We start from the raw sequence: 25,174 nt of genomic DNA, 5'->3' as shown, positions 1-25,174 counted from the left end.
ATCACCTGGCGTCGGGGGAGCTCGGCACGGCGGCGATGCCGCGGGCACTGCGCACCAGCGTCTCGACGACGGCGCGATCGCCTACGGCATCGCCGGCGTGGGTCAGCATCCCTTCGACGACGAACACCCCGATCCGGGTCATCGCGTCCTGCTCGCTCTCCGGCACGCCCAACGCGGCCAGGTGCCACCGCAGGATCGCCTCCACCTGCGCGTGGAAGCCGTCGTGCCACACCCGCAGTGACTCCGACGCCGCGACCCTGGCGTGCACCGTCGTGATCAGCCGATCGACCCGCCGCAACTCGGTGACCGCCCACAGCAACTGCTCGACCGGCGGTTCGGCCGAGCGTTCCGCCACGCCCGCCAGGAACTGCGCGAACAGCGCCTCCAGCACAGCGACCAGTACCTCGTCCTTGTCCTTGAAGTACCAGTAGACGGTGTTGGAGGTCACCCCCGCCTCGCGCCCGATCCGCGCCACCGTCGTGGGGTCGTAGCCTTCCTCCACGAACAACCGGGTAGCCGCGGCGACGATTTCACCACGCTTCTCTTCCCGGTCCTGCGGGCGTCGGTTACGCGGCATCCCCCACCTGGCCAAATCGGTCACGCTGAAACCCCACTGTAAAGGGACGCGGCGCCACAGGCGGTCTCGACCCGGACCCCGCGCGGTCGCGTGCCGGGAGCCAGGGGTCCGTTACCCGTTCTCGCCAGCAGACACGACGGTGCTGCGGCTTGCCGGTAACCCGGGACGTCTGGCCGTAAGCGGCGCGACCAGCGGCTTGAGTGCGCGTAATCTCCGCGGTCGAAACCTCCTACGTCGCCCCCGAGGTCGAGCAGCAGCTGCTCGACGATCTCAAGCGCCGCTGGCACATGGCGGCCCCACCAGCAGCACAACATCACGCCGCAAGCCGATCACTGGAGATGAACCCCCAGCTGTGCCCCAGCGAAATCGGTGAGAGAACCGCCCGAGTTCGAATCGAACAAACGTGTCTCGCCACGCGGCCCGGGCTTGGAGCCAGTCGAGCCGCGTCAACGAGCGGTGCCGTGCAGACTGAACCCGTACTGACGAGCTAAGTCAGACCGGCAACTGCCCAGGGACGGGGTGTGGGTCAGTCCCGTGCGGGTGGTGTGGAATGGCCGAGGTAGGACTCCACTGCGGCTCGCAGTCTGTCGGCAGCGCGGGCGATGGTGTCCAGTTGCGTTGCCGTGAACTCGCCGAGCAGTTCCTCGAGCTGCTGCTGCAACGGATCGAAGAACTCGTCGGCGGCGGCGTTGATCGCAGCGGTCGAGCGCAAGGTCACGATCCGCCGGTCGCTGCCTTCCCTGGTGCGCTCCACGTACCCGGCTTCTTCGAGGCGTCCGAGCAGGATCGAGGTGGCCCCGGGAGAGAGGCCCACGCGTTCCGCGAGGCGTGCGGGTGTCAGCGGCCGGCCGAGCTCCTCGGCTTCGATGATCTGCACGACCGCGGCGGCGTCGGTCGTGTGCATGCTCATGCTCCTGGCGAAGAAACGCGACAGTTCGTTCTGCGTAGCGCTGAACGCGGTGAAGCTCCGCAACACGCGCGCGCACGCGTCGGCCGGCACGGCCTCGGTCATCCTCCGGCTCCCTCCGTTGTGTGACACAGACTACCACTTGACACAAAATAGTTTTGTAGCAAAATAACTTTGGGACAGCAGGTTGCTGTGCGACGTCAGCCGTGCGCGTCAAGACGTTCACGACAAGGTGGGAGCAACACATGGACCGCTCGATCACGATCATCGGAGCCGGGCTGGCCGGATTGACCCTCGCCCGGGTCCTGCACATCCACGGCATCCCCTCGACCATTTACGAGGCCGAAGCCTCTGCGATGTCCCGTACGCAGGGAGGCCAACTCGACATCCACGACTTCAACGGCCAGGTCGCCCTCGACGAATGCCGGCTCCTCGACGAGTTCCGCTCGATCATCAACTTCGGCGCGGAATCCATGAGGTTCCTGAGCCCGGATGGGAAAGTGGTGGGCGAGGTGCCCGATGACGGGAAGCTGAGCAACCCCGAAGTCCTGCGCGGGGACCTGCGTCGCATCCTCATCGAGTCACTGCCGGACGGCACGATCCACTGGGGCCGCAAGGTCGCCTCGATCGGCACTCCCGACGGTGGCGTGCCGTTCACGGTCACGTTCGCCGACGGGTCGACGGTCGGCACCGACGTCCTGGTCGGCGCGGACGGCGCTTGGTCGCGCGTACGGGCGTTCCTCTCCGGGGCCTCGCCGGAATACCTGGGCACCGTGTGGGTGGAGACCTTCCTGCACGACGTCGACCGGCGCCACCAGCGGAGCGCTGCGTTGGTCGGCCGAGGCGCGATGCTGGCGATGCAACCCGGGCGAGGGATCTTCGGCCACCGCGAAGCCAACGACGTGATTCACACGTACGTCGTCATGAAGAAGCCGCTCGACTGGGCGCGCTCGACCGATTTCCCGGGCCGTGAGCAGGCGCTGACCGACCTCGCTGCAGAACTGGGCGACGGGTGGGCTCCCGAACTCCTGGAACTGATCACGAGCGGCGAGACCACGCCGGTCGTCCGGCCGATCTGGGGACTGCCACTCGGGCACACGTGGGACCGGGTGCCGGGGGCCATGCTCATCGGTGACGCCGCCCACCTGACACCGCCGGATGGGGACGGAGCGAACTGGGCCCTCTACGACGGCGCCCAACTCGGAAAGGCAATCGCTGCGTCACCTGACGACATCGAGTCTGCTTTCGCGGGTTTCGCCGCCGAGATGCTGCCGCGTAGCGCTGCCTCATCGAGGGAGGGGTACCAGTCGTTCGAGCAGACCTTCGGCTACAACGCACCCGAAAACCTCCGGAACATGATGGACCGCGCGGCGACATACGGTCGCCGCCACCACCGCTGACTCACCGCCCGGCGCAGCCACGAAACGGATCGGCAGCCGACACCGCGAGCCTGATCACTGCCCGACGTTGCCCGATGCAGCCCTCAGCCCTGGCCAACCTGATCGCGCGTCGGCGACCATGAGGGTCTGAACCGCGGCGACGAGCTTGTCGGCGGTGTTGGGGCTGGATCTGGCGCAGGATCCGCCAACTCGCCCGGCACCGGTATGAGTTCGTGTTCACCGCGCCGGGCGGGACGTGGTTATGGCGCTCGACGTTCCTACGACGGGTCTTCCGCCTCGCGGTCGACGGCAGCGAGGCGTCCGGGACGAAGGCGGGCTGCGCGGCGGTCCGGCCCGGGCTGACCTTCCACGGACTGCGGCACAGCCACACGACCTGGCTGATCGCCGGAGGCGCACCGGAGATCGTCCAGGCCCGCCGGCTCGGTGGTGCTCCAGTTCTGCCCCAGCAGTAGCACAAGATCGCGCCGTAAGCCGATCACCGAAGATCGGACCCGGAATGCAGAAACCCCTCCGATCAGCCGAAAGGCTGAAACAAAGGAGTTCCTGACGATGTGGAGCTAAGGGGACTCGAACCCCTGACCCCCTCACTGCCAGAGGGCCTCCTGACCTGCGGCTTTCGTGAATCCGCAGGTCGACTGGGGCAGTTTGGGGCAGCCGCGTGCACTTCAGGGCGGTTCGGGGAGGGGGTTGCCCCAGCTGTGCCCCAGTGAAATTAGTGAGAGGAATGGCCGCGTTCGTCGCGAACAGCCGTGCGATCGGCGCGCGACTTCGGGTCCGGAGCCGGCCGAGCAGTATCGAATCGAGCGGTGCCGTGTAGCCGGAACCCTGCAGTGACGCAGACGTCAGTTGCGTGTTCGGCCCCGCGTCGAGCTCGAACGTGACGTGCCGAGACGCACGCTCCGGTCGCCGCGGGCGTCCCCCAGTGCTCTGCTGGCTGTGCCGCTGTGGCCGTCTTCGGTTCGCCGGACCGCTCGGCGGAACCGAATTGAAGTCAACAGCCGCCCAGCCGGACCTGCAGAGCCGGCCTCGGCGATCGGATCGAGGTGTACCACCTGCGGGCGCCGGCGGTACACCTCGCGGGTCACTCGGCGGGGTGGAGACTCGTGTTGCGTCGTTGGGCTTCGTGGAGCTGGTCTTCGAGGGAGATGATGCGGCAGGCGGCGTCGATGGCGGTGCCTTCGTCGACGAGGTGCCGTACTCGGGCGGCGATGCGCAGCTGGTGGCGGGAGTAGCGGCGGTGGCCGCCGGCGGAGCGCTGGGGGGTGATCAGGCCGGCTTCGTCGAGGCTGCGCAGGAAGTTCTGCGTGGTGCCCAGCATTTCCGCGGCCCGGCCCATGGTGTAGCCGGGGTAGTGCTCGTCGTCGAACTTGTCGGCCGCGGGCGTGGCCGGGTCGTGTTGGTCAGGGATCATTCCACCTCCACATCACAAGGGACCCCGGGTGCCATGCACGGCACCCGGGGTCCCAGGGTTTGGGTTTCACCATTGTCAACCGACGCGACCGCCGGCTTCCTGTACTCGCGTCGCCTGGCCAAGAGGCGGACGAGGCGAGGATCGCTTACTCGTAACCGAGAACCACCTGCCAATCCGATGGGACTACGGTACCCGCGCGGCACTACTGCCCAGCCGCTGCGGGCGATCCAATGATGTGCCCTTTCCCTTCTCTCCTGTGTTTCCTTTTTGGTGCTGCATACTGCTTCCGCGGTCACCACCGGCTGGAACCCTTCCACTGATCGGCCCCAGCACGTCTGATACCGCGAGCCACTGCCCGGAACCCCTTACCTTGATCGGCTCCGGCCACCTGGCTGGTACTGCATACTGCGATCTATCCACCTACGGGTACTGCTGATACTGCCAACTAACTGATTACTGCTACTGCATTGCTTCTTGTTGCTGCGTACTGCTCCGGCCACCAGCCGAGACCTGTTCACTGATTGGCCCCGTGCTGCCTGACCGCTTGTCTCACTTCGCGGGTAGTTACGTCCTCTCCCGCGCCTGCTTGACGTTGTCTTTCTCGGTACGAGGAGGACTCTACACACACCCGGCGTCGAATGTCTAACCCGGTCGACATAGATTTTACGCCACGACCCGATCGGGGTACCTCACTTCCACGGAACCGCAGGTGAGAGGACAGTGCGATGAGTGACCAGGTCGCCGGGCAAGAGCCGGTCGAGCTCGCCGCGGTGCGCAACCGCGAGGACTACGCCGACGCCCTCACCCGGCTGATCGATCGAGGTCGCCGGGAACGGTGCATCGCCCTGTTGTCGGGCACCGAGGCCTACGCCGTGGCCGAGCTGCTCGGGCAGTACGCCCAGCTCGACCCGACGGACAAGCTGCACCAGCTCGCCGCCAGCATGGCCAGCCGGATCTACAGCCGCCTCGGCGCCTGAGCGCAGGCCCTGGATGCGCTCCCCGGGGCTCGGCCGCCGGTCGGTTCGGCGTGGCACCGCCCGCTCCGCGCGGGTGGTGAGTGGCTCGCCGCAGGGATGCTTGCTGCGACCGTCACCCCCCGGTGTTTCCCTCATCGGGAGCGCAGGTAGGGCCTCAACCGCTCGGCCAATGACTTGCGGGTCGCCACGGTCGCGGGGACGGGTCCCTCCTCGCCGGTGTGGTGTCCGGCGGCCGCCTCGGCGACGAACCGCGCGACCGCTCCCGGGCTGGGCACGAGGTCGGCACCGCCATGGCGGGCGATGACGATCGGGTTCTCGGCAGGATCGGTTTCCACCGCGAGCGACCATCCCCGCCGTTCGCTCCACACGAGCATGACGTCGTGGTCGGGCCGGTCGAGCCATCGCCGAGGCAGCCCGAGGTAGGCGGTGGCCGTGTCGCTGATCTCCACCGTGGTGCTCTCGACCGGGACGCCGACCGCGGCCGCGACCGCGCGCACGTACCCGCCGAGGCTGCGTTCGAGGGTTCGGGTGTCGGGTTCGGAGTGCTCCATGCTCGTCACGCTAGAGGGCTGCCGATCGGGGTGCCGGACGGCGGCCGACCGGCGAGGCGCGTTCGAAGCGCCATCGGTGTCCACCCGGCTCGGTTCCGTTTAGCGCAAGCGATCACGGGAATCCGAGGCGGGCAGGGATGCGTGGTCGCCCCGACTCCCGGCGGCACAGGATGGGAAGGGGCTTGATGGTTACGTCTCCGGCGAACGTCGACGAGGACACCCACACGACGTCGCGTAACGACTTCGGCGATCTGATGCGTCTCGTGCGGAGTGATGGCTTGCTTGACCGCCGTTATCGCTACTACGCGGTGAAAATCAGTCTCACGCTGCTCGCGCTGGCCGCCGGGTGCGTGGCGTTCGCGGTGCTGGGTGACTCGTGGTGGCAGCTGATCACGGCGGTGTTCTTCGCGGTGCTGTTCGCGCAGATCGCGTTTCTCGGTCACGATGCCGGGCACAACCAGATCTTCCGCACCGGGCGGGCGAACGACCGGGCGGGCTATGCGTTCGGCGCCGTTGTCGGCATGAGCTACGGCTGGTGGATGGGCAAGCACAGCCGGCACCACGCCAATCCCAACCACGAGGGCGATGACCCCGACATCGACATCCCGCTGCTGGCCTTCACCCGACGGCAGTCGGCCGGGAAGCGCGGATTCGTCCGTTGGACGTCGAAGCATCAGGCGGCGTTGTTCTTCCCGTTGCTGTTGCTGGAAGGGCTGAGCCTGCACGGGGCCGGCATCCGTGCGGTGTGGCGCGGCGACATCAAGGCCCGGTGGCTGGAAGCGGTGTTGCTGGCCGCGCACTTCGGGATCTACCTCGGCGCGGTGTTCACGGTGCTGTCCCTGCCGGTGGCGGTCGCGTTCATTGCCGTGCACCAGGGACTGTGGGGTGTCTACATGGGATGTTCGTTCGCGCCGGGGCACAAGGGCATGCCGACCTTCACCGACCGGAAGAAGCTCGACTTCCTGCGCAAGCAGGTGCTGACCAGTCGCAACATCCGCGGCGGCCCGTGGGTCGACTTCACGCTCGGCGGGCTCAACTACCAGATCGAGCACCACTTGTTTCCCAGCATGCCGCGCGCCAACCTGCGTCGTGCGCAGCCTTTGGTGCGGCAGTTCTGCGCCGACCGGGGGATCGACTACGCCCAATGCGGGCTGCTGAAGACCTACTCCTACGTCCTTCGGCACCTGCACGACGTCAGTGCACCTCTCCGTGAGAAGCACGCACCTGCCGGCTGAGGATGGTTCGCGACCGCCGGCCACGCCTGCTCTGCACGTACCACCGGGTCGAGGCAAAATTGCAGCATGTTCGAGACGAACGGTTCGGGGACCGGGAATGCCGGTGGCGAAATGAACGGGGTAGAGCTCGAGACGCTGGGCGACGCGCTCGTCCTGCGAGTAACCGGAGCTCTCGACCTCACGCTGGCGCCGAAGGTCCGTCAGCTCGTCGACCGCGCGCAGCGGCAGGCCGGCTCGGTGTTGGTCATCGACTTGACCGAGGTCGACTTCCTGGCGTCGGCGGGGATGGCGGAGCTCGTGCGGGCTCACCGCCTCAGCCCGTCGATGGCCGTACGGGTGGTGGCCACGGGACGTGTCACTTTGCGTCCGCTCGAGCTCACGCGGCTGACCGACGAACTGGTGATCGTTCCCACGCTTGAGGCCGCCCTGGATCGCGTGTGACCGGACACCGTGGATCCGACGACCTGATCGACGCGTTGCGCGGCGCCTTCGTCGACCGCGACGGCGACCGGGTCGACGTCGAGATCCGGCAGTTGGACGACACTCAGCTGCATCGCCTGGTCGAAGGTGACCCGGACCGGGATCCGGCCGTTGTCGTCCCCGGCCGGGCGGTGCTGGCCGACCTGCTGCCCGGGGTGGCGGTGTCCGCGGCCGTGGGCGTCGTCAGCCGTGGCCAAGGCGTGCTGATGTTCGCCACCGCCCCGGTCGGCCATCGCCATCGGACCCTCGTGGAGGGCGCCGTCATGGTGACCGGCCCGGTCACCGAGCTGATCCGGGAACTGCAGGCCGAAGCGGCCGTCTTGGACCTGATGCACTCGGTGGGACGCGAACTGACCGCTCAGCTCGACCTCGGCCGGATGGTGCAGGACGCGACCGACGCGGCCACGAAAGCGACCGGTGCCGCGTTCGGCGCGTTCTTCTACAACCTGGTCGACGAACTGGGCGAGTCCTACACCCTGTACACGATCTCCGGGGTGCCGCGGGAGGCGTTCGCCCGGTTTCCGATGCCCCGGAACAACGCGGTCTTCGCTCCGACGTTCGACGGTGCCGGCACCTTCCGCAGTGCCGACATCACCCAGGACGCCCGCTTCGGCCGGAACGCGCCCTACTACGGGATGCCCGAAGGCCACCTGCCGGTGCGCAGCTACCTCGCCGTCCCGGTGACCAGCCCGACGACCGAAGAGGTCCTGGGCGGCTTCTTCTTCGGCCACCCGCAGCCGGATCGGTTCACCGCCCGTCACGAATTCCTCGCCGAAGGCATCGCCCGCTACGCCGCCATCGCCATGGACAATGCGCGGCTGTACGAACGCGAACGCACCCTGGTCACCGAGTTGTCCCGCAGCATGCTGCCGGCCGTTCCCGAGGTCCCAGGAGCGGACGTGGTGACGCGGTACCTGCCGGCGGCGATCGGCAGCAAGATCGGCGGCGACTGGTACGACGTCATCCCGCTCACCTCCGGAGCCACCGCCTTCGTCATCGGTGATGTCGTCGGCCACGGTGTCACCGCCGCGACCATCATGGGCCAGATCCGGACCGCCATCCGGTCCTACGCCCTGCTCGAACTGTCGCCGTCCGAGGTGCTGCGCAACGTCTCCCAGCTGACCACCGGACTGGCCGAAGCCGGCTTCGTCACGTGCTTCTACGCCGTGCACGATCCCGGGCAGCGCAGCCTCACCTACGCCAACGCCGGCCACCTCCCGGCCATCCTCATCAAGCCGCAAGGCGAAACCCAGCAGATCGGGGAAGCACTGGCCCCACCGCTGGGCGTGGGCGCCGAGTTCCCGCAGCGGTCGACGCCGTTCCCTCCCGGGGTGGACCTGGTGCTCTACACCGACGGCCTGGTCGAAAGCCGCACCCGGGACCTGACCCTCGGCATCGAATGGCTGCTGGACGGGATCACCCGGGTGTTCGATGCGGCCGACCTGGAGACGGCATGGGACGAGCTGATCTCCGAGCTCACCCTCGGCCGCCACGACGACGACATCGCGCTCATCCACGTCCGCCGCCACGCCGACTCCCCGGCGGCCGAATTCCACCAACGCGCCGACGCCACGGTCGACCAGCTCGCCGGGCTGCGCAGCGGCCTGACCCGGTGGGCAGCAGGCCTCGGGATGAGCGCCGAGCGCCACGAGGACCTGGTCTTGGCCAGCTACGAGGCCATGTCCAACTCCGTGGAACACGCCTACCGCGACCATCCACGGCCCGGCGTCCTGGAAGTGCACGGCGAACGTCACCGCGGCGAGGTGACGGTCACCGTCACCGACTACGGCGCCTGGAAGGCCCCGGACGCCACCGACACGCTGCGCGGGCGCGGCCATCTGCTGATCGACGCCTTGGCCGACCACACCTCGACCATCCACCGGGACAACGGCACCACCGTCACCCTGACCTGGACCCTTCCCGGTGCAACCGCAGACCGCGCCCACGGCGAGGACGACACCGCCTGACCGGCCGGTCACCCGGCTCGCCGAGACGCTAGGCGGGCGAGGCCGTGTCCATGTCGGCGCCGTTGTCGGCTTGGCGTTCGGTGCGGCCGGTTCCGTGCCAGTCCAGGCACAGCACGGTGGCGTCGTCCTGCAGGTGACCGTGGCAGGCGTGCGTCACCGCCACGGTTGCGGCCCGGACCAGCTCTCTGGTGTGCAACCCCGCGGTCCGGCGGATCAGGGCGGGCAGGTCGGCGCCGGCGGCGTCGCGTTCGAACATGCCGTCGGTGAGCAGCACCAGCCGGTCACCGGGGCGCAGGTCCAGCCGGTGCACCCGGTACCGGTACGGCCGGACGCCGAAGAGCAGGTCGGAGTCCAGCTCGATCGGCTTCACCTCGCCGTCGCGCAACAGCAGGGGTGGGGGATGTCCGGCGTTGACCAGTTCGACCTGTCCCGTCTGCAGGTCGACGCGCAGCAGCTGTCCGGTCGCCAGCGCCACCTCGCCGCCGTGGTCGAGCAGTGCCTGGTTGGCGTGTGCCGCCTGGCCGGCCAGGTCGCGGCCGGCTCGCCGGGCCCCGCGCAGCGCGCCGACCAGCAGGGTCGCGGTCAGGGCCGAGGCCACGTCGTGGCCGGCGGCGTCGGTGATCGACAGGTGCAGGGTCTCGCGGTCGAGGGCGTAGTCGTAGGTGTCGCCACCGATGTCGTCGGCGGGCACCAGGGCGCCGGCGACGGTGAACTGGGCGGCCTCGCAGCAGGACGCCGAGGGCAGCAGCTGGTGCTGGATCTCCGCGGCCAGGCTCATCGGGGTGGTGCGCCGGCCGATGTGGTAGCGGTCGGTGAAGCGGCGGTCGGTGACGATGACGTAGGCCAGCGCGTGGGCGGCCTGCGCCAGCTGGGCCAGCACTTCGTCGTCGCAGAAGGGCACGGTGGCTTCGAGGACGCCGACGCAGTCGCCGCGGTTGGTGACCGGCAGCACCGCGCGCACCCCGGCGTCGATCTCCTCCCGCGACGGTTGCTGGGTGCGCAGCACCTTCTCGTAGACGCTGTCGGGCAGGTCGACGGGCTCGGGGGCGCGCCCGTCGGGGTCCTGTGCGGTCGAGGTCAGCCGCACCAGGTGTGCCTCGACGAGGTCGACCAGCAGGAAGGACACGTCGAAGGCGCCCAGCCGTTTCGCCAGGTCGCGCGCGACGACCTCGACGGATTCCACGGGCGGGGCGGTCTCGGCCGCCGCCAGCACATCGCCCGCTCCCAGCACCCCACCGTCCACGGCCACCTCCGACCATTCGGACTCCACCCAACCACATCACCGGTCACTGCGCGGACGCAAGACCACCGGCGCCGCGAGCCGTCCGATCGGGCTTTGGTCCGCACGGCCCACCCGGCCACCACACCGCCCGGCCTACTCGGCGAGCTTCGTGCCGAGGCGCACTGTGATCTCTTCGTCGGACTCGGTCGCGTCGACGCCGACGCTTTCTTGCTGTCATGGTTTGACTCGTCCGAAGCCTGGGCATCCGGGCCAGCGTCTCTTGTGGCTGCCGCGCGGCGTTCGTGTGCGCAGGGAAAGGACCGAAGCCAATGGCCAGCAGAGCGGGCATGAGCCGGTGAACGACGACCTGGCCGACCGAACGCAGCTCGACGACGCCTTGCGGATCTCCCTGCGAGCCGAGGAGTCCTCGGCCGCACTGGTGCTGGCCGCGGCCGGGGAAGTCGATCTGCTCACCGCCGAGCAATTGGCCGACGCGGTCACCGCCGCCCTCGTCCGCCGACCTCCGATGCTCGTGATCGACCTGACCGCGGTGACCTTTCTCGACTCCTCCGGTCTGTCGGTGCTGGCCCAGGCCCACACCACCGGCAGTCAGGACACCACGGTGCGGGTCGTCACGGCCGAAGACAGCCTGGCCCACCGCGCGATCACCCTGACCGGGATGGACCGGCTGCTCCCCGTGTTCACCAGCTGCGCGGACGCGCTCGCCGCAGCCCGCACGCGATGACCTGCTCAGCCGACGACACCGCGACCGCACCGGATCTGCAGCGCCAGGACGTGCCCGCCGAGCCGGCCCAGCTGGCCCCGCTGCGTGACCAGCTCGCCGTCTGGGCCCCCGGCGCCGGCCTGCCTCCCGGCCGAGTCCAGGACCTGCTGCTCGCCGTGTACGAAGCGATGGCCAACGTGGTTGTGCACGCCTATCCCGACTGCCTGGGCACCTTCACCTTGCACGCCCGCCGAGACGGTGACGCCGTAACCGTTACCGTCCGCGACCACGGCCGGTGGCAGTCCGTTCCCCGCTCCAGCCTCCTGGGTGGCCGCGGGCTGCCCCTGATTCACAGCCTGGCTGATCAGGCCCTGATCGAGACCAGTGCCGCCGGCACCACGGTGACCATGACTTGGACGTGCGGCAGCCTGCCGCTCGTGACTGCCGCGGCAGCGTGGCCATCGCGGCCTTCAAGGTGACGTGGTTCGAACCGCGTAAACCCGGAATCCTCGACCGCGAGCTGACCGGCGACCGTGACCGGGTCCTCGGCGCCTCGGCCGGAGCTGTCGATCGAGTGCGCGCGGTAAGCCTCCGCGTGGCCAGCTCGCTCGGTGTGGGCGCTCGCCTAGCCCAGCATCTGCTTTAGCTCCTTCAACGCGCGGGGGACGCGCATCGACCGGCCGGTGTCGCGGGCGGACCTCGCCCATGATGGTCGGCACGGCGAAAGACAGGAAATCGGCACCCCGCTCGGGGTCGTAGCGGTCCACCGCGCGGATGAGGCCGGTCCGCGCAACACGAAGCAGGTCGTCGAACAGTTCACCGCGGCCGCTGAAGCGCCGTGCGCCGTGCGCCTCCAGTGGCCGTCCACTGGCGAGGACGTCGCGTACTACGAGGTGCTCTGCCGCGCGATGGGCGTCGTCTACTGGACGCCCATCGGCCGTGCCGCTCCGACCGAAAGTCGTCCGGCTACATCGTCGTGGTCAGGTCGCGTGCCAGAGCCTGCGCCCACGTCGGTTCCGCGAAGTGGGCGCAGGCTCAGCGAACTGCGGTCAGAAAGCGGTCAGCACGGATCGTGCGGCGGCCGCCGGCGACACGGGAGCTTCGGCGGTTCGGCGGGCGCCGCCGGTGATCGGCAGGCCGCCCGTCGGGGCGAACATGCCCATGTTGAACGTCGCGCCGCTCGGTGCCGAGGCGATCGGGACGACCGGGAAGGCGTTGCCGCCGGCCCGGACCGAGGTGGAGATGTAGTCGCCGAACATGCGGCCCTGGGAGGTGTTCGGGATCCAGGACAGGTTCATCGGGCCGGCGACTTGGGTGGCGGTGCTCCAGCTGGTGCCGCCGTTGGTGGAGGAGATGAACCCGACGTCGAGCTGGCAGGTGGCGGCGGTGCAGTTGGCGGTGGGGTAGAAGTAGTAGGTCAGGCCGATCCGGGCGCTGGCGCCGGAGGTCGACGGGTCGATGCCGATGCCGGGCACGAAGTGGTCGACGGTGCTGGTGGTGGCGTCGATCGGCACCCGCGTCGGGGCACCCCAGGTGGTTTCGCTGGTGGACTTGCTCAGCACGATGTCGTTGCTCGGGCAGCCGGAACGGAACCGGCAGTCGGACCAGGCGACGTAGGCGGTGCCGGCGCTGTCGATTTCCGCGCTGGGCAACGCTTCTTCGCGCAGGCCGCCGGCGGCGTCGTGGTGGCTGATGCTCGAGACGAGGACGGTGGAACGCCAGCTGGCGCCGCCGTCGATGGAGCGGAACGAGCGGATCTGGTCGTTGAGCGAGAGGTAGGGCACGAGGACGGTCCCGTTCGGCCGGACGACGGGCTGGCCGCCGAGGCCGGTGGCGCTGTCGCCGGTCGCGCGGGCCGGGCCCCAGGTGAGGCCGCCGTCGCTGGAGGTCTTCATGCGGATGGAGTCGCCGGAGCTGGTGATGTCGTATTCGGTGTAGCAGTTGCCGAAGAACGGGCTGGACGTCGTGTTGTCGCAGACGATCCAGTTCTTGTCCAGCGAACCGGGTCGCCGTGGTGACCGGGTTGCCGAAGGTCTTGCCAGATCAGCGACGCCGCCGTCGCCTTCGACGCCAAGCACAACGTCTGGCTGATTTCCTCCCTCGGCGTCAACTGCCCAGCGGTTCATGCACGTGGAGAACTGCGTCGATCAGGACCGCAAGGGCAACTACGTCGTCACGCAGAAGTTCGCCACCGAGCTGTGTGGGGGGTGGGGGCCACACCGATTTCACTGGTGATCGATGGTGCTTACTGAGAGACCGTTGAATTGCGCTATTGCGATGACCTCGGACGAGAGGCGTCCTCGATCAGCGATCTGGTAGCCGTTGTCGAGGGAGTCGAGCCAGGCGGGGGCGAATTCGGCGATGGTAGTGCGGCCGTTTCGGGGTCGATCCAGGTTGCGGTGCGTTGTTCGTGGAGCATCGTGCTGATGTGGTCGTCGGCGGCGTCGGCGGTGGGGAAGCCGGAGATGGCGCCTTTGGTGCCGTCGGTGCGGCGGTAGCGGACTCGCCAGGTGTCGTCGCCGGCGGTTCGGTCCAGGGCACGGTGAACTCCTGCGCTGTGGTGAGGGGGTCGCGTGGTGGTGCGTGTCCAGGACCGCTCCGTAGGCGACAGAGGGGAAGCGTGTTCGGCGAAGAACCTCGGTATGCGGCCTGAACGGGTGCTAGCGACGAGAACGACGGCGGCGTCCCGGGCGGCTGGTCTGGTCGCGGTTGCGCGGTCCGCGGTGGCCAGCGGCGACGATGGCGCGAAGGTCGTCTTCGGTGAAGCGCAGGTGCTTGCCGACGAACGTGCAGGGGACGAGGCGCCGCCCTGCTTTGCGGCCGAGCCAGGATTCGCCGACGGTCAGCCGCTCGGCCGCGGCTGCCGGCGTGTAGAGAAGCTGGCCTGCTTCGTCGGTGTAGGAGTTGGCGGGCTGGAAGTGGCTCGGTGGCTCGAGTGCTACGGGGTCGGATCGCCGCAGGGCTTCATCGTCGGTCTGCATGGCTGCCTCGCAGTGAGCGACGGGTCGTGGTCGCTGCTAACTCCGTCCAGCCGCATCGGAGAGACAGGACTGCGGTGATGCGCGGCGAACCGCTTCGAGCCGAGACTCGCCGAGAGAGCTGAGCTTGCCGCCGATGGCACGAAGGTGCGCGCAAAGAACCTCTGGCGTCCACCTGTCCGGGGGACGCTGCTGGGGCACTTTTCGTGACCCCATTTCACCGCCATCCGGCCGGTGCCCCAGTTTTGCCCCAGCTACCGACCGGTAGCTGAACTTCTACTTGACGAATCTCAAGATTCGGCCCAACGAAAAAACCGCCCTACCTGGAACTTTTGTTCCAGTGGGCGGTGTTTCGTCAGAGTGGAGCTAAGGGGACTCGAACCCCTGACCCCCTCACTGCCAGTGAGGTGCGCTACCAGCTGCGCCATAGCCCCGAGGCGAAGGTGAACTCCGCATCTCGTATGCCCATACAGTACACGCCGCCCAGACCCCCTCCACGCGGGGGTCCCCTCAGTCTCACCCAACCACCCGCAGCTCCCTGACCTGCACATTCACACCTTATTTTTAGTCCTGTATTGACGCCCCGCTGTGGCCGCCGTTACATTTTGCGCGGTTGTGACGCCGAGGTCCCCGCCCGTTACGCCGCGTCTCCAACTCCGGGCACACCTCTCGATGACGCCGCGCGTGCGGCAGAGGAGGTTTCGATGACGAGACGCCGGGTGATCACGCTGCTGGCAGCAGCGTCGGTCCTGGTCGGATGCCTGACGGCGACGACAGCGGCAGCCGCCGTTACCCCGGACGGGTGGTACACCGTGACCGCCGCCAACAGCGGGAAGTGCGTCGACGCACGGGCGGCCGGCAGCGCCGACGGCACCGTCGTCCAGCAGTACTCCTGTAACCAAACCGCCTCGCAGCAGTGGCAGTTCCAGGCCACCGGGGACGGCTACTTCCGGGTCAACGCCCGGACCAACCCGGCCGCCGCCTGGGATGTCACCGACGTCTCCACCGCCGACGGCGGGCTCGTCCAGCTCTGGACCTACGGTGGCGGCGGCAACCAGCAGTGGCAGGCCGTCGACGAAGGCAACGGCCGCTACCACTTCGTCAGCCGCAACAGCGGGAAGTGCCTCGATGTCCCTGGTGCTTCGACCGGCGACGTGCAGCTCCAGCAGTACACCTGCAACGGCACCGCCGCCCAGTCCTTCATGCTGAGCCCCGTGAACACGAGCCAGCCAGGCCAGCCGGACTTCGGCCCGAACGTCGTGATCTTCGACCCCTCCATGCCGAGCTCGACCATCCAGAGCCGGCTGAACAGCATCTTCTCCCAGCAGGAAACCAACCAGTTCGGCAGCCAGCGCTACGCCGTCATGTTCAAGCCCGGCACCTACGCCAACGACGTCAACGTCGGCTTCTACACGCAGGTCCTCGGCCTCGGGTTGAGCCCCGACGCCGTCACGGTCAACGGTGCCGTGCACGTCGAGGCCGACTGGTTCCCGCCGCAGAACGCCACCCAGAACTTCTGGCGGGGCGCGGAGAACCTGTCCGTGAACCCGACCGGCGGCGCCGACCGCTGGGCCGTCAGCCAGGCCGCGCCCTATCGCCGCATGCACGTCCGCGGCGACCTGCAGCTCGACGACGGCGGCTGGGCCAGCGGCGGCTGGATCTCCGACAGCAAGATCGACGGCCAGGTCCGCTCCGGCTCGCAGCAGCAGTGGATCTCGCGCAACTCGCAGTTCGGCAGCTGGAACGGCTCGAACTGGAACATGGTCTTCGCCGGCGTCCAGGGCGCCCCGGCCAACACCTTCCCGTCGCCGCCCTACACGACCGTTCCGCAGACGCCAGTGACCCGCGAGAAGCCGTTCCTCTACCTCGACGGCGCGGGCAAGTACCAGGTCTTCGTGCCGAGCGTGAAGACCAACGCGACCGGCACGAGCTGGGCGAACGGCGCCGCGCCCGGCACGTCGCTGTCCATCGACCAGTTCTACATCGCCAAGCCCGGCGCCACCGCCGCGGACCTGAACGCCGCGCTCGCCGCCGGGAAGAACCTGCTGGTCACGCCCGGTGTCTACCACCTGAACCAGGCGCTGCACGTCACCCGTCCGGACACCGTCGTGCTCGGGCTCGGCATCGCCACGCTGGTCCCGGACAACGGCGTCACCGCGATGACCGTCGACGACGTCGACGGCGTCAAGGTCGCCGGCCTGCTGATCGACGCCGGCACGACCAACTCGAACACCCTCATGCAGGTCGGCCCGGCCGGATCGGCCGCGGACCACACGGCGAACCCGACGTCGCTGCACGACGTCTTCTTCCGGATCGGCGGCGCCGCCGTCGGGAAGGCGACGAACAGCCTGGTCGTCAACAGCAACAACGTCATCGGCGACCACATGTGGATCTGGCGCGCCGACCACGCCGCCAGCAACGCCTACGTCGGCTGGACCACCAACACGGCGGACAACGGGCTCACCGTCAACGGCAACAACGTGACGATGTACGGCCTCTTCGTCGAGCACTACCAGAAGACGCAGGTGGTCTGGAACGGCAACGGCGGCCGGACCTACTTCTTCCAGAACGAGATGCCCTACGACGTGCCCGACCAGGCCAGCTGGATGAACGGCTCGACGCCGGGCTTCTCCGCCTACAAAGTCGGCCCGAACGTCACCAGCCACGAAGCGTGGGGGCTGGGCAGCTACTGCTACTTCAGCACCAACCCGTCGGTCGCCAGCGCGCACGCGTACGAGGCGCCGAACACGCCGGGTGTCCGGTTTCACGACATGGTGACCGTGTCGCTCAACTACCAGGGCACCATCACGCACGTGATCAACAACACGGGACCGGCGACGCCGTCGGGCACCAAGGCCGTCAACCTGGTGAGTTACCCCTGAATCACCGGCGTGCGCCGTGGTGGCGGCCGCGGCGCACGCCGGTCCTTTGTGGAATACCCCGAACGGGGTGTTCCGGAAGCCGGACGGGGGTAAACGTCGCAAACTGAGGTCCCCAATCGATCCGGGAGCGGCAGATGACCTCTTTCGCAGCGTTCACCGTCGTCGAACCCCGCAGGGCCTGGCCGCTGGTGGCCGTCCGCGGTGTGTTCGCCGTGCTCTTCGGGCTCTTCGCGCTGATCTGGCCCGGCGCCACCGTCCTCGTGCTGGCCGTCCTGTACGGCGTGTACGCGATCATCGACGGCATCGGCGGCCTGATGCAGGCGTTCCGCCCGGGTGACACCGGCCACCGGGTGGCCTACGGCGTCCTCGGCGCGCTCGGCATCGTCGCCGGGGTCCTCGTCCTGGTCTGGCCCGGCATCACCGTCCTGCTGCTGGCGCTGCTGGTCGGCTTCTGGGCGATCATCACCGGCATCGCCGAGATCGCCGCCGCGGTCCGGCTGCGCAAGCAGATCAAGGGCGAGGCGTTCCTCATCGCGGCCGGCGCGATCTCCGTGCTCGCCGGCGTCCTCATCGTCATCAACCCCATCGCGGGCGCGTACGGCATCGCGCTGCTCGTCGGGATCTACGCCCTCCTCTACGGGATCGTGCTGCTGGTGCTGGCCTTCCGGCTGCGGAAACTGGGGAGCACGACCCCGGCCGCCTGAGTACCGTGCGAGGGTGTCGACCCGCGAACTGGTGGTGCTGGGCACCGCGAGTCAGGTGCCCACGCGCCACCGCAACCAGAACGGCTACCTCCTGCGCTGGGACGGCGAGGGCCTCCTCTTCGACCCCGGCGAAGGCACCCAGCGCCAGATGCTGCGGGCGGGCGTGGCCGCCACGGACATCACGCGGATCTGCGTCACGCACTTCCACGGCGACCACAGCCTCGGCCTGCCCGGGGTGATCCAGCGGCTGTCGCTGGACAAGGTGCCGCACCCGGTCCACGCGCACTTCCCGGCATCCGGCGCGCACTACTTCGCGCGGATGCGGCACGCGACGGCGTTCTACGAGCAGGCCGACCTGCAGGAACACCCGATCGCCGAGGACGGCCCGATCGCCGCCGGCAGGTTCACCCTCGAGGCCCGGCGCCTGAGCCACCCCGTCGAGGCGTTCGGCTACCGCCTGGTCGAGCCGGACGGCCGCACGATGCTGCCGGAGGAACTGCGCGCACACGGCATCGCGGGCCCGGACGTCGGCAAGCTCCAGCGTGCCGGCCGCCTGGGAACCACGAGGCTGGAGGACGTCAGCACACCGCGACCCGGCCAGCGGTTCGCGTTCGTGATGGACACCCGCCTGTGCGACGCGGTGTACGCCCTCAGCGAAAACGCCGACACGCTCGTGATCGAGTCGACGTTCCTGGCCGAGGACAGCTCCTTGGCGGAAGACTTCGGCCACCTGACCGCCCGGCAGGCCGCGCGGGTCGCCGCCGAGTCCGGCGTCCGGCAGCTCGTCCTGACCCACTTCTCGCAGCGCTACCCCGATCCGGAGCGCTTCGAAGCCGAAGCGCGCGCCGAGTTCGACGGCGAGATCGTCGTGGCCCAGGACCTGGAGCGGGTCCAGGTACCGAAAAGACGTTCTTCGCCAGCGGGGCGCCGCGCGCCGTAGGCTGCACTTCGTGAGCCAGCCGATCCTGATGACCGTCGACGACGATCCCGCCGTGTCCCGCTCGGTCGCCCGTGACCTGCGGCGGCGCTACGGCAAGGACTACCGCGTCATCCGCGCCGACTCCGGCGCGGACGCCCTCGACGCGCTGCGCGAGATCAAGCTGCGCGGCGACGCCGTCGCGGCGATCCTCGCCGACTACCGGATGCCGCAGATGGACGGGATCGCCTTCCTCGAGAAGGCGATGGACCTGTTCCCGCACGCCCGCCGCGCCCTGCTGACCGCCTACGCCGACACCGACGCCGCGATCCAGGCGATCAACGTCGTCGACGTCGACCACTACCTGCTCAAGCCGTGGGACCCGCCGGAGGAGAAGCTCTACCCGGTGATCGACGCGCTGGTCGAGACCTGGAAGGCGGTCGGCGACCGGCCGGTCGAGGAGGTCAAGCTCATCGGCCACCGGTACAACTCGCCGTCGTTCCACCTGCGCGACTTCCTCGCGCGCAACGCGGTCCCGTACCGCTGGTACTCGGTCGACGACGACGAGGGCGGCCGGATCCTGCAGGCGGCGGAGGCGACCGACAAGGACATCCCGGTGGTCGTCACGCCCGGCGGCACCGTCCTGAAGAACCCGTCCGGCAGCGAGATCGCCGACGCGGTCGGTTTGTCGACCCGGCCGGCGCAGGAGTTCTACGACCTCGTCGTCATCGGCGGCGGCCCCGCCGGCCTCGGCGCCGCGGTGTACGGCGCCTCCGAAGGCCTGCGCACGGTCCTGGTCGAGAAGAAGGCGACCGGCGGGCAGGCCGGCACGAGCTCGCGCATCGAGAACTACCTCGGCTTCCCGGACGGCGTGTCGGGCGCGCAGCTGACCGACCGGGCCCGGCGGCAGGCGCAGAAGTTCGGCGCCGAGGTGCTGACCGCGCGGGACGTCGTCGGCCTGGAGGCCCGCGGCTCGTCGCGGGTGGTCACCTTCGGCGACGGCACCGAGATCGCCGCGCATTCGGTGATCCTCGCCAGCGGCGTCAACTACCGCGCGCTGGACGCCGAGGGCGTCGAGGAGCTCACCGGCCGCGGCGTCTACTACGGCTCGGCCGCGACCGAGGCGCCCGAGTGCAAGGGCGAGCACGTCTACATCGTCGGCGGCGCCAACTCCGCCGGCCAGGCCGCGGTGTTCTTCTCCCGGCACGCCAGCGACGTCACGATCCTGGTGCGCGGCGAGTCCCTGGAAGCGTCGATGTCGCACTACCTGATCGAGCAGATCGCCGGCATCGACAACATCCACGTCCGCACGCACACCACGGTCAAGCAGGTCCACGGCGACGGGCACCTCGAGCGGATCACGCTCTGCGAGAACGGCGTCACCGAGACGGTCGACTCCGGCCACCTGTTCATCTTCATCGGCGCCGCCCCGCGCACCGACTGGCTCGGCGACGCGATCCGCCGCGACGACCACGGCTTCGTCTGCACCGGGCCCGACCTGGTCTCGGCCGGGCAGCGGCCGGCCGGCTGGCCACTCGACCGCGATCCGCACTACCTCGAGTCGTCGATCCCGGGCGTGTTCGTGGCCGGTGACGTGCGGTCGCAGTCGGTCAAGCGGGTGGCCTCCGCGGTCGGCGAAGGCGCGATGGCCGTGACGCTGGTACACCGGTACCTGGAGGAACAATGAGCGCACTGCCGCGGGAAGAGCTTCGCGGGCTCTTCCTTTTCGAACACCTATCCGAAGACCAGCTGGACTGGATCGCCGGCAACGCCGTGCTCGAGGAGTACGCGGCCGACTCCACCGTCATCAGCGAGGGCGGCGAGGCGACCTGCTTCTACGTCCTGCTGAACGGCGCGATCCGGATGACGCGGCTGGTCAGCGGCACGGAGGTGGAGACCAACCGGTCCGACCAGCGCGGAGCCTACTTCGGCGCGACGCAGTTCTTCGTGCACCAGGAGAGCGAGCACACCTACAACACCACGGTGCGCGCGCTGTCCGACGTCACGTTCCTGACGCTGCCCTCGAAGGAGTTCTCCTTCGAGTTCCGCCGGTGGTTCCCGATGGCGACGCACCTGCTCGAGGGCATGTACCTCGGCTGGCGCAACAGCGACACGGTGATCGGGTCGCGCCGCCGTCTGCTGGCGCTGGGCGAGCTGTCGGCCGGCCTGACGCACGAGCTGAACAACCCGGCCGCGGCCGCCGTCCGGGCGACGTCCGCCCTGCGCGAACGCGTCGCCGGGATGCGGCACAAGCTCGCCTTCCTGGCCAAGAAGGACATCGAACCCGAGCTGCTCTACCAGCTCATCGACGTCCAGGAACGCCTGGTCAAGCAGGTCGCGCAGGCCGAGAAGCTGACCGCGATGCAGCAGGCCGACCGCGAGGACGAGATCGGCGACTGGTTCGAGGACCGCGGCATCGACGGCGGCTGGGACCTCGCCGACATCTACGTCCGCGCCGGGCTGACCACGGCCGACCTGGACAGCGTGCTGGAGCAGGTCGGCGACTCCCTCATCGACGGTGCCGTCCGCTGGCTCGCCTACGCGCTCGAGACCGAGATGCTGATGGGCGAGATCGAGGACTCCACCACGCGGATCTCCGCGCTGGTCGGCAAGGCCAAGCAGTACTCGCAGATGGACCGGGCGCCGCACCAGTGGGTCGACGTCCACGACGGCCTCGACTCCACGCTGGTGATGCTGTCCGGCAAGCTCGGCGCCGGGATCCGCGTCGTCAAGGAGTACGACCGCGACCTGCCGAAGATCCCGGCGTACCCGGCTGAGCTGAACCAGGTCTGGACGAACATCATCGACAACGCCCTCGGCGCGATGCAGGGCGAGGGCACGCTGACGCTGCGGACGTGGGGTGAGAACGAGCAGGTCCGCGTGGAAATCGGCGATACCGGCCCGGGCATCCCCGCGGACATCAAGCCGCGGATCTTCGAGCCGTTCTTCACGACCAAGCCGGTCGGCGAGGGCACCGGGCTGGGCCTGGACATCTCGTGGAAGATCGTCGTCGAACGCCACCAGGGCGACCTGCGCGTCGAGTCGGAGCCGAGGAACACCCGGTTCGAGGTCTGCCTGCCGACGGTCGAGCAGGCCTCGCTCTGATGGCTGCCGTCCCGACGGTCACGACCGAACTCGGGGCGCTGGTGGGGCTGGCGGGCGAGGGCGTCCGCGTCTGGCGCGGGATCCCGTACGCGCGTCCGCCGGTCGGCGAGCTGCGGTGGAAGGCGCCGCAGCCGCCCGCGTTGTCCGGTGGCGTGCACGTCACGACGGAGTACGGGCCGCACGCGATGCAGTCGCCCGACCCGATGAACCCGGCCGCGGTGTGCGACGAGGACTGCCTGTACCTCAACGTCTGCACGCCCGAGGGGCCCGCGCCGGAGCGCGGCTGGCCGGTGCTGTTCTGGCTGCACGGCGGCGGGTACCGCGTCGGCCACGGCGAGCAGCTGGGCGACGGGGAGGAGTTCGCGCGCGCCGGGATCGTCGTGGTCACCATCAACTACCGGCTCGGTTCGCTCGGCTTCCTGCACCTCGGCGGGATCTTCGGTTCGGCCGAACCGGACGCCGGGGTGTGCGGGTTCCTGGACCAGGTCGAGGCCCTGAAGTGGGTGCGCCGCAACATCTCCGCGTTCGGCGGGGACCCGGCGCGGATCACCGTCTACGGCGTTTCGGCCGGTGCGAAGAGCGTCGGGAACCTGATGGGCAGCCCGCTGGGTGCGGGGCTGTTCGCGCGTGCGATCAGCAGTTCCGGCGGCGCGGACCACGTGGCGACGCCGGAAGCGGGGACGGCCCTGGCGCGTCGGCTGCTGGACGAGGTCGGCTGCCACGACCCCGCAGCGTTGCGGGCGTTGCCCGCCAAGGAGTTCGTCGAGGCGCAGGAACGGATCCTGAGCGGGTTCCAGGCGTTGTGGCTGTGGCGCCCGACGTTGCACCCGCGCGTGCTGCCCGAGGTGCCGATCGCGCCGATCCGGCGGGGGAGCGCGGCCGGGGTACCGCTGCTGATCGGCTGCAACAGCAACGAAGGCAGCACGTACGCGATGATGCTCGGCGACGACGTCGCCACCGCGCCGGCTTCCGAAGTGCTCACGGGCATCCTCGGCGAGGCGGGTGCTTCGCGGCTGCTCGAGACCTACCTCCGCCGGGTTCCGGACCTCAAAGCCGCGCGGATCGCCGCGATGGGCGACGAGCGCTACGGCATTCCGACGCAGCGGCTCGCCGACGCCCAGTCCGCGCACGCGCCCGTTTACCGGTACCGGATCGACATCGCCGCGCCCGGGGTGCCGGAGCAGCTCGACGGCGGCCACGGGACGGAAACCACGATGGCGTGGAAGGTTCCGCTGCCGCTGGCCGCGCAGGGGACCGCCGTGAACCCGGCGCGCGAGCGGGCGGCGCTGCTCATCCACCGCTGCTGGGCGGGGTTCGTGCGGGACGGCGTCGCGTCCGCCGATGGGCCCGAATGGCCGTTGTACGGGCCGGAACTTCGGCCGGTCATGGTGTTCCGGGAGGACACGGACCTGGTGCTCGACCCGCGTGCCGAAGAGCGGGCGGCCTGGGGTGACGTCGAGTGGGCCTCGGGCACCTGGTTCCCGGTTTCCTTGCCTGGCAACGGTTTTCGGATGTACCCTTGTGAGTGATGTGTTCGAACGCGCGTTCGAGTAACTTGGCTGTTGTGAGCCTATATTGGCTTACTTCGGCGAAGGGGGAGCTATGGACGCGTACCGAGTTTCGGCAGGGTCAGGGTCATGGCCGCGGTGGTCAGCCAGCTCAGCAGGTCCGGCAGGGGAATGCGGGAAAGGCGCTCCGGCCATTCCTCCGCCACTGTGTGCAGCACGAGTTCGTCGTGCCGCGGCTCCACCTTCGTCAGTTTCAGCCCGCGCGGGAGTTCCGGCAGGGGAAGCACGATGGGGCGGAAGCGGCGGGGTAGCCGGAGCTGCCGCTGTCCGATGTGGAGGGTCTGCGGCACGAGCAGCACGCCGTCGGCCGCCACCTGCGGGCGGAGGGTCAGGTGGCCCCAGTGCGGTCGCTTGGCCCAGTGGATCCGCAGCAGGCCACCGTCGGCCGGGCTGGCGACGATCCCGGGGCGGGCTTTCGCCACCCGGTCCCGCAGCACGTCGGCGGAGACAGCGATCGCCAGCTGCACCCGCGCGGGGTTGGCGGCCGGCGTGGGCAGCGAGCGGAGGCGGACGTCTTCGGCGAGCACGGTGACGCGGCGCAGGGGAATGCGGCCGCCGTCTTCGGGCTCGGGCCAGTCGACGTCCTCGGCGACGATCCGGACGTCGCCGAGGCGGCCGGTGGCCAGCCGGAGGCTGTCGGCGGGGTAGTCGAGCGCGGCGAGGGTGAGGCCGACTTCGCGGTCACCCACCTTCGCGGTCAGCCGGCGGCCGACGAGCTGTTCGGTGACGGTGCGCACCAAGGCGGCCGGCGTGACCGGGACGTTCGGCAGCAGCGAACGCCCGGCCGCGGCCAACCCGGCCAGCTCGGGCCACGGTGACCAGCCGTCGAACCACCTGCCGTCGCTCATCCGTCCAGTGTCGCCCACGGACACCGGCGGCGGCGACGGCGGGTGGTTCCCGGCCAGGGCAGCGGATCGCCTCCGGTCACCGGCCCGCGAAGCGGGCGATGATGCCGGTGACGACCAGCCAGAACACCGCGGCCAGGCCGTAGTCGAGGATGACGGCCAGGCTGGGGCTGTCCACCGGGAAGAGGCCAGGCCAGAACAGGGCGAGAGGAACCGCCAGTGACTTGATGAACTGGAAGAAGGCGTTGCCGGCGTTCGCGCCGGCGAGCACCATGATCATGTAGAGAACTTCGATCCCCGCGAAGATCGCGCCGATCGCCGTGATGACCCGCACGGCCGTGTTCCGTCTGGTGGTGGTTCGCCAAGGAGACATGCCGCGAAAATTCCCGGATCGGGTGACTGATCAAACGCCCTGAAGCCCAGATTGCGCCGTTCGGCCGCTTCCGTTGCTCTCCGCGGCCTGCCTGGCACAGGTGGTGACGGGTCGGAACCCCCTCGGTGCCCGCCCGCCTGGGTGCTGCCGAAGCCTGGAAAGGCTCCTCAGCGAGGACCGCGGTCGGCTCCGAAGTCTGGAGCAGTCGGCCTCTCCTCATGCGAATAACCACCCTGCCCGGTCCTACACCTAACGGCGCACCGAAGTTTCACCGAGCAGCCGGCCCACAGCCCAGTCCTGCACAGCAAGCCCAACCAACTTGAACCCGTCTCGCCCACGCGAACTCGCCACA

At 69.2% G+C, this 25,174-nt stretch carries 23 protein-coding genes, 1 tRNA gene and 1 pseudogene; 14 read left to right on the top strand and 11 right to left on the bottom strand.

All coding sequences use genetic code 11. From position 1 onward, the window contains the following. Position 1 precedes the first annotated feature (1 nt). Positions 2–577, bottom strand: coding sequence for a TetR/AcrR family transcriptional regulator (locus tag ACLJPY_RS32175; protein ID WP_410594193.1), 576 nt, complete (start codon positions 575–577; stop codon positions 2–4). A gap of 526 nt (positions 578–1,103) precedes the next feature. Further along, positions 1,104–1,589 carry a MarR family winged helix-turn-helix transcriptional regulator gene (locus ACLJPY_RS32170; RefSeq protein ID WP_410594191.1) on the bottom strand — a complete coding sequence of 162 codons (486 nt, stop codon included), beginning with the start codon at positions 1,587–1,589 and terminating at the stop codon, positions 1,104–1,106. Between the two features lie 140 nt (positions 1,590–1,729). Here ACLJPY_RS32170 and ACLJPY_RS32165 point away from each other — a divergent pair, with 140 nt between their 5' ends. Then, positions 1,730–2,884: an FAD-dependent oxidoreductase gene (locus ACLJPY_RS32165; protein ID WP_410594189.1), complete on the top strand. Its 1,155-nt coding sequence runs from the start codon at positions 1,730–1,732 to the stop codon at positions 2,882–2,884. A gap of 212 nt (positions 2,885–3,096) precedes the next feature. Further along, positions 3,097–3,336, top strand: a complete 240-nt coding sequence (locus ACLJPY_RS32160; protein ID WP_410594187.1) for a hypothetical protein — start codon at positions 3,097–3,099, stop codon at positions 3,334–3,336. Between the two features lie 629 nt (positions 3,337–3,965). On the opposite strand, the gene ACLJPY_RS32155 is transcribed toward ACLJPY_RS32160, so the two are convergent. After that, on the bottom strand, positions 3,966–4,295 hold the full coding sequence (locus ACLJPY_RS32155) for a MerR family transcriptional regulator (RefSeq protein ID WP_410594185.1): 330 nt from the start codon (positions 4,293–4,295) through the stop codon (positions 3,966–3,968). 725 nt (positions 4,296–5,020) lie between these two features. Between ACLJPY_RS32155 and ACLJPY_RS32150 the strand changes: the two genes are divergently transcribed. Then, positions 5,021–5,272, top strand: a complete 252-nt coding sequence (locus ACLJPY_RS32150) for a hypothetical protein (protein ID WP_410594183.1) — start codon at positions 5,021–5,023, stop codon at positions 5,270–5,272. Positions 5,273–5,403: 131 nt separating this feature from the next. Here the strand turns inward: ACLJPY_RS32150 and ACLJPY_RS32145 are convergent, their stop codons facing one another. After that, complete coding sequence (locus ACLJPY_RS32145; protein ID WP_410594181.1) at positions 5,404–5,823, bottom strand: DUF6292 family protein; 420 nt, start codon at positions 5,821–5,823, stop codon at positions 5,404–5,406. Positions 5,824–6,008: 185 nt separating this feature from the next. Between ACLJPY_RS32145 and ACLJPY_RS32140 the strand changes: the two genes are divergently transcribed. The 3 genes from ACLJPY_RS32140 to ACLJPY_RS32130 all read left to right on the top strand — a co-directional run bounded on the left by ACLJPY_RS32140 (position 6,009) and on the right by ACLJPY_RS32130 (position 9,505). Continuing rightward, positions 6,009–7,058 (top strand): fatty acid desaturase family protein, encoded by a 1,050-nt coding sequence (locus tag ACLJPY_RS32140; protein ID WP_410594179.1) that lies wholly within the window; start codon positions 6,009–6,011, stop codon positions 7,056–7,058. Positions 7,059–7,124: 66 nt separating this feature from the next. Then, positions 7,125–7,499, top strand: coding sequence for an STAS domain-containing protein (locus tag ACLJPY_RS32135; protein ID WP_410594177.1), 375 nt, complete (start codon positions 7,125–7,127; stop codon positions 7,497–7,499). Continuing rightward, on the top strand, positions 7,496–9,505 hold the full coding sequence (locus ACLJPY_RS32130; RefSeq protein ID WP_410594175.1) for a SpoIIE family protein phosphatase: 2,010 nt from the start codon (positions 7,496–7,498) through the stop codon (positions 9,503–9,505). Before ACLJPY_RS32135 ends, ACLJPY_RS32130 begins: the two co-directional genes overlap by 4 nt. Positions 9,506–9,533: 28 nt before the next feature. Here ACLJPY_RS32130 and ACLJPY_RS32125 read toward each other — a convergent pair whose 3' ends face one another. Continuing rightward, complete coding sequence (locus tag ACLJPY_RS32125) at positions 9,534–10,775, bottom strand: PP2C family protein-serine/threonine phosphatase (RefSeq protein ID WP_410594173.1); 1,242 nt, start codon at positions 10,773–10,775, stop codon at positions 9,534–9,536. 307 nt (positions 10,776–11,082) lie between these two features. Between ACLJPY_RS32125 and ACLJPY_RS32120 the strand changes: the two genes are divergently transcribed. Further along, entirely contained in the window at positions 11,083–11,472 is a 390-nt protein-coding gene (locus tag ACLJPY_RS32120) for an STAS domain-containing protein (RefSeq protein ID WP_410594171.1), read from the top strand. Then, positions 11,469–11,930, top strand: coding sequence for an ATP-binding protein (locus ACLJPY_RS32115; RefSeq protein ID WP_410594169.1), 462 nt, complete (start codon positions 11,469–11,471; stop codon positions 11,928–11,930). Before ACLJPY_RS32120 ends, ACLJPY_RS32115 begins: the two co-directional genes overlap by 4 nt. Before the next feature lie 164 nt (positions 11,931–12,094). Here the strand turns inward: ACLJPY_RS32115 and ACLJPY_RS32110 are convergent. The 4 genes and pseudogenes from ACLJPY_RS32110 to ACLJPY_RS32095 form a co-directional block, all read right to left on the bottom strand. Next, a pseudogene (locus ACLJPY_RS32110) lies at positions 12,095–12,338 on the bottom strand (sigma factor); the annotation flags it as partial. 162 nt (positions 12,339–12,500) lie between these two features. Next, positions 12,501–13,529, bottom strand: a complete 1,029-nt coding sequence (locus tag ACLJPY_RS32105) for a hypothetical protein (RefSeq protein WP_410594167.1) — start codon at positions 13,527–13,529, stop codon at positions 12,501–12,503. A 582-nt stretch (positions 13,530–14,111) separates the two neighbouring features. Next, a complete protein-coding gene (locus tag ACLJPY_RS32100; RefSeq protein ID WP_410594165.1) occupies positions 14,112–14,432 on the bottom strand; it encodes a DNA-binding protein in 321 nt (106 codons plus the stop codon). 358 nt (positions 14,433–14,790) lie between these two features. Then, positions 14,791–14,863: transfer RNA gene (locus ACLJPY_RS32095), tRNA-Ala, on the bottom strand. Between the two features lie 270 nt (positions 14,864–15,133). Between ACLJPY_RS32095 and ACLJPY_RS32090 the strand changes: the two genes are divergently transcribed. The 6 genes from ACLJPY_RS32090 (at position 15,134) to ACLJPY_RS32065 (ending at position 23,565) form a co-directional block, all read left to right on the top strand. Continuing rightward, positions 15,134–17,311 carry an RICIN domain-containing protein gene (locus ACLJPY_RS32090; RefSeq protein ID WP_410594163.1) on the top strand — a complete coding sequence of 726 codons (2,178 nt, stop codon included), beginning with the start codon at positions 15,134–15,136 and terminating at the stop codon, positions 17,309–17,311. A gap of 134 nt (positions 17,312–17,445) precedes the next feature. Then, positions 17,446–18,015: an HdeD family acid-resistance protein gene (locus tag ACLJPY_RS32085; protein ID WP_410594161.1), complete on the top strand. Its 570-nt coding sequence runs from the start codon at positions 17,446–17,448 to the stop codon at positions 18,013–18,015. A 13-nt stretch (positions 18,016–18,028) separates the two neighbouring features. Beyond that, a complete protein-coding gene (locus tag ACLJPY_RS32080; RefSeq protein WP_410594159.1) occupies positions 18,029–18,955 on the top strand; it encodes a ribonuclease Z in 927 nt (308 codons plus the stop codon). Between the two features lie 10 nt (positions 18,956–18,965). Further along, complete coding sequence (locus ACLJPY_RS32075) at positions 18,966–20,618, top strand: FAD-dependent oxidoreductase (RefSeq protein WP_410594157.1); 1,653 nt, start codon at positions 18,966–18,968, stop codon at positions 20,616–20,618. Then, complete coding sequence (locus ACLJPY_RS32070; RefSeq protein ID WP_410594155.1) at positions 20,615–22,036, top strand: ATP-binding protein; 1,422 nt, start codon at positions 20,615–20,617, stop codon at positions 22,034–22,036. Before ACLJPY_RS32075 ends, ACLJPY_RS32070 begins: the two co-directional genes overlap by 4 nt. Next, entirely contained in the window at positions 22,036–23,565 is a 1,530-nt protein-coding gene (locus tag ACLJPY_RS32065; RefSeq protein WP_410594153.1) for a carboxylesterase/lipase family protein, read from the top strand. The genes ACLJPY_RS32070 and ACLJPY_RS32065 overlap by 1 nt, the downstream gene beginning before the upstream one ends. Positions 23,566–23,636: 71 nt before the next feature. Here ACLJPY_RS32065 and ACLJPY_RS32060 read toward each other — a convergent pair whose 3' ends face one another. Together ACLJPY_RS32060 and ACLJPY_RS32055 are read right to left on the bottom strand one after the other, a co-directional pair. Further along, complete coding sequence (locus tag ACLJPY_RS32060; RefSeq protein WP_410594151.1) at positions 23,637–24,452, bottom strand: hypothetical protein; 816 nt, start codon at positions 24,450–24,452, stop codon at positions 23,637–23,639. A 76-nt stretch (positions 24,453–24,528) separates the two neighbouring features. Next, positions 24,529–24,783 (bottom strand): hypothetical protein, encoded by a 255-nt coding sequence (locus ACLJPY_RS32055; protein WP_003083120.1) that lies wholly within the window; start codon positions 24,781–24,783, stop codon positions 24,529–24,531. Between the last annotated feature and the right edge of the window lie 391 nt (positions 24,784–25,174).

The organism is Amycolatopsis sp. lyj-23 (assembly GCF_046549135.1).
In the GTDB taxonomy this organism is placed as follows: domain Bacteria; phylum Actinomycetota; class Actinomycetes; order Mycobacteriales; family Pseudonocardiaceae; genus Amycolatopsis.
This window is presented reverse-complemented; position numbering and strand designations above follow the sequence as displayed.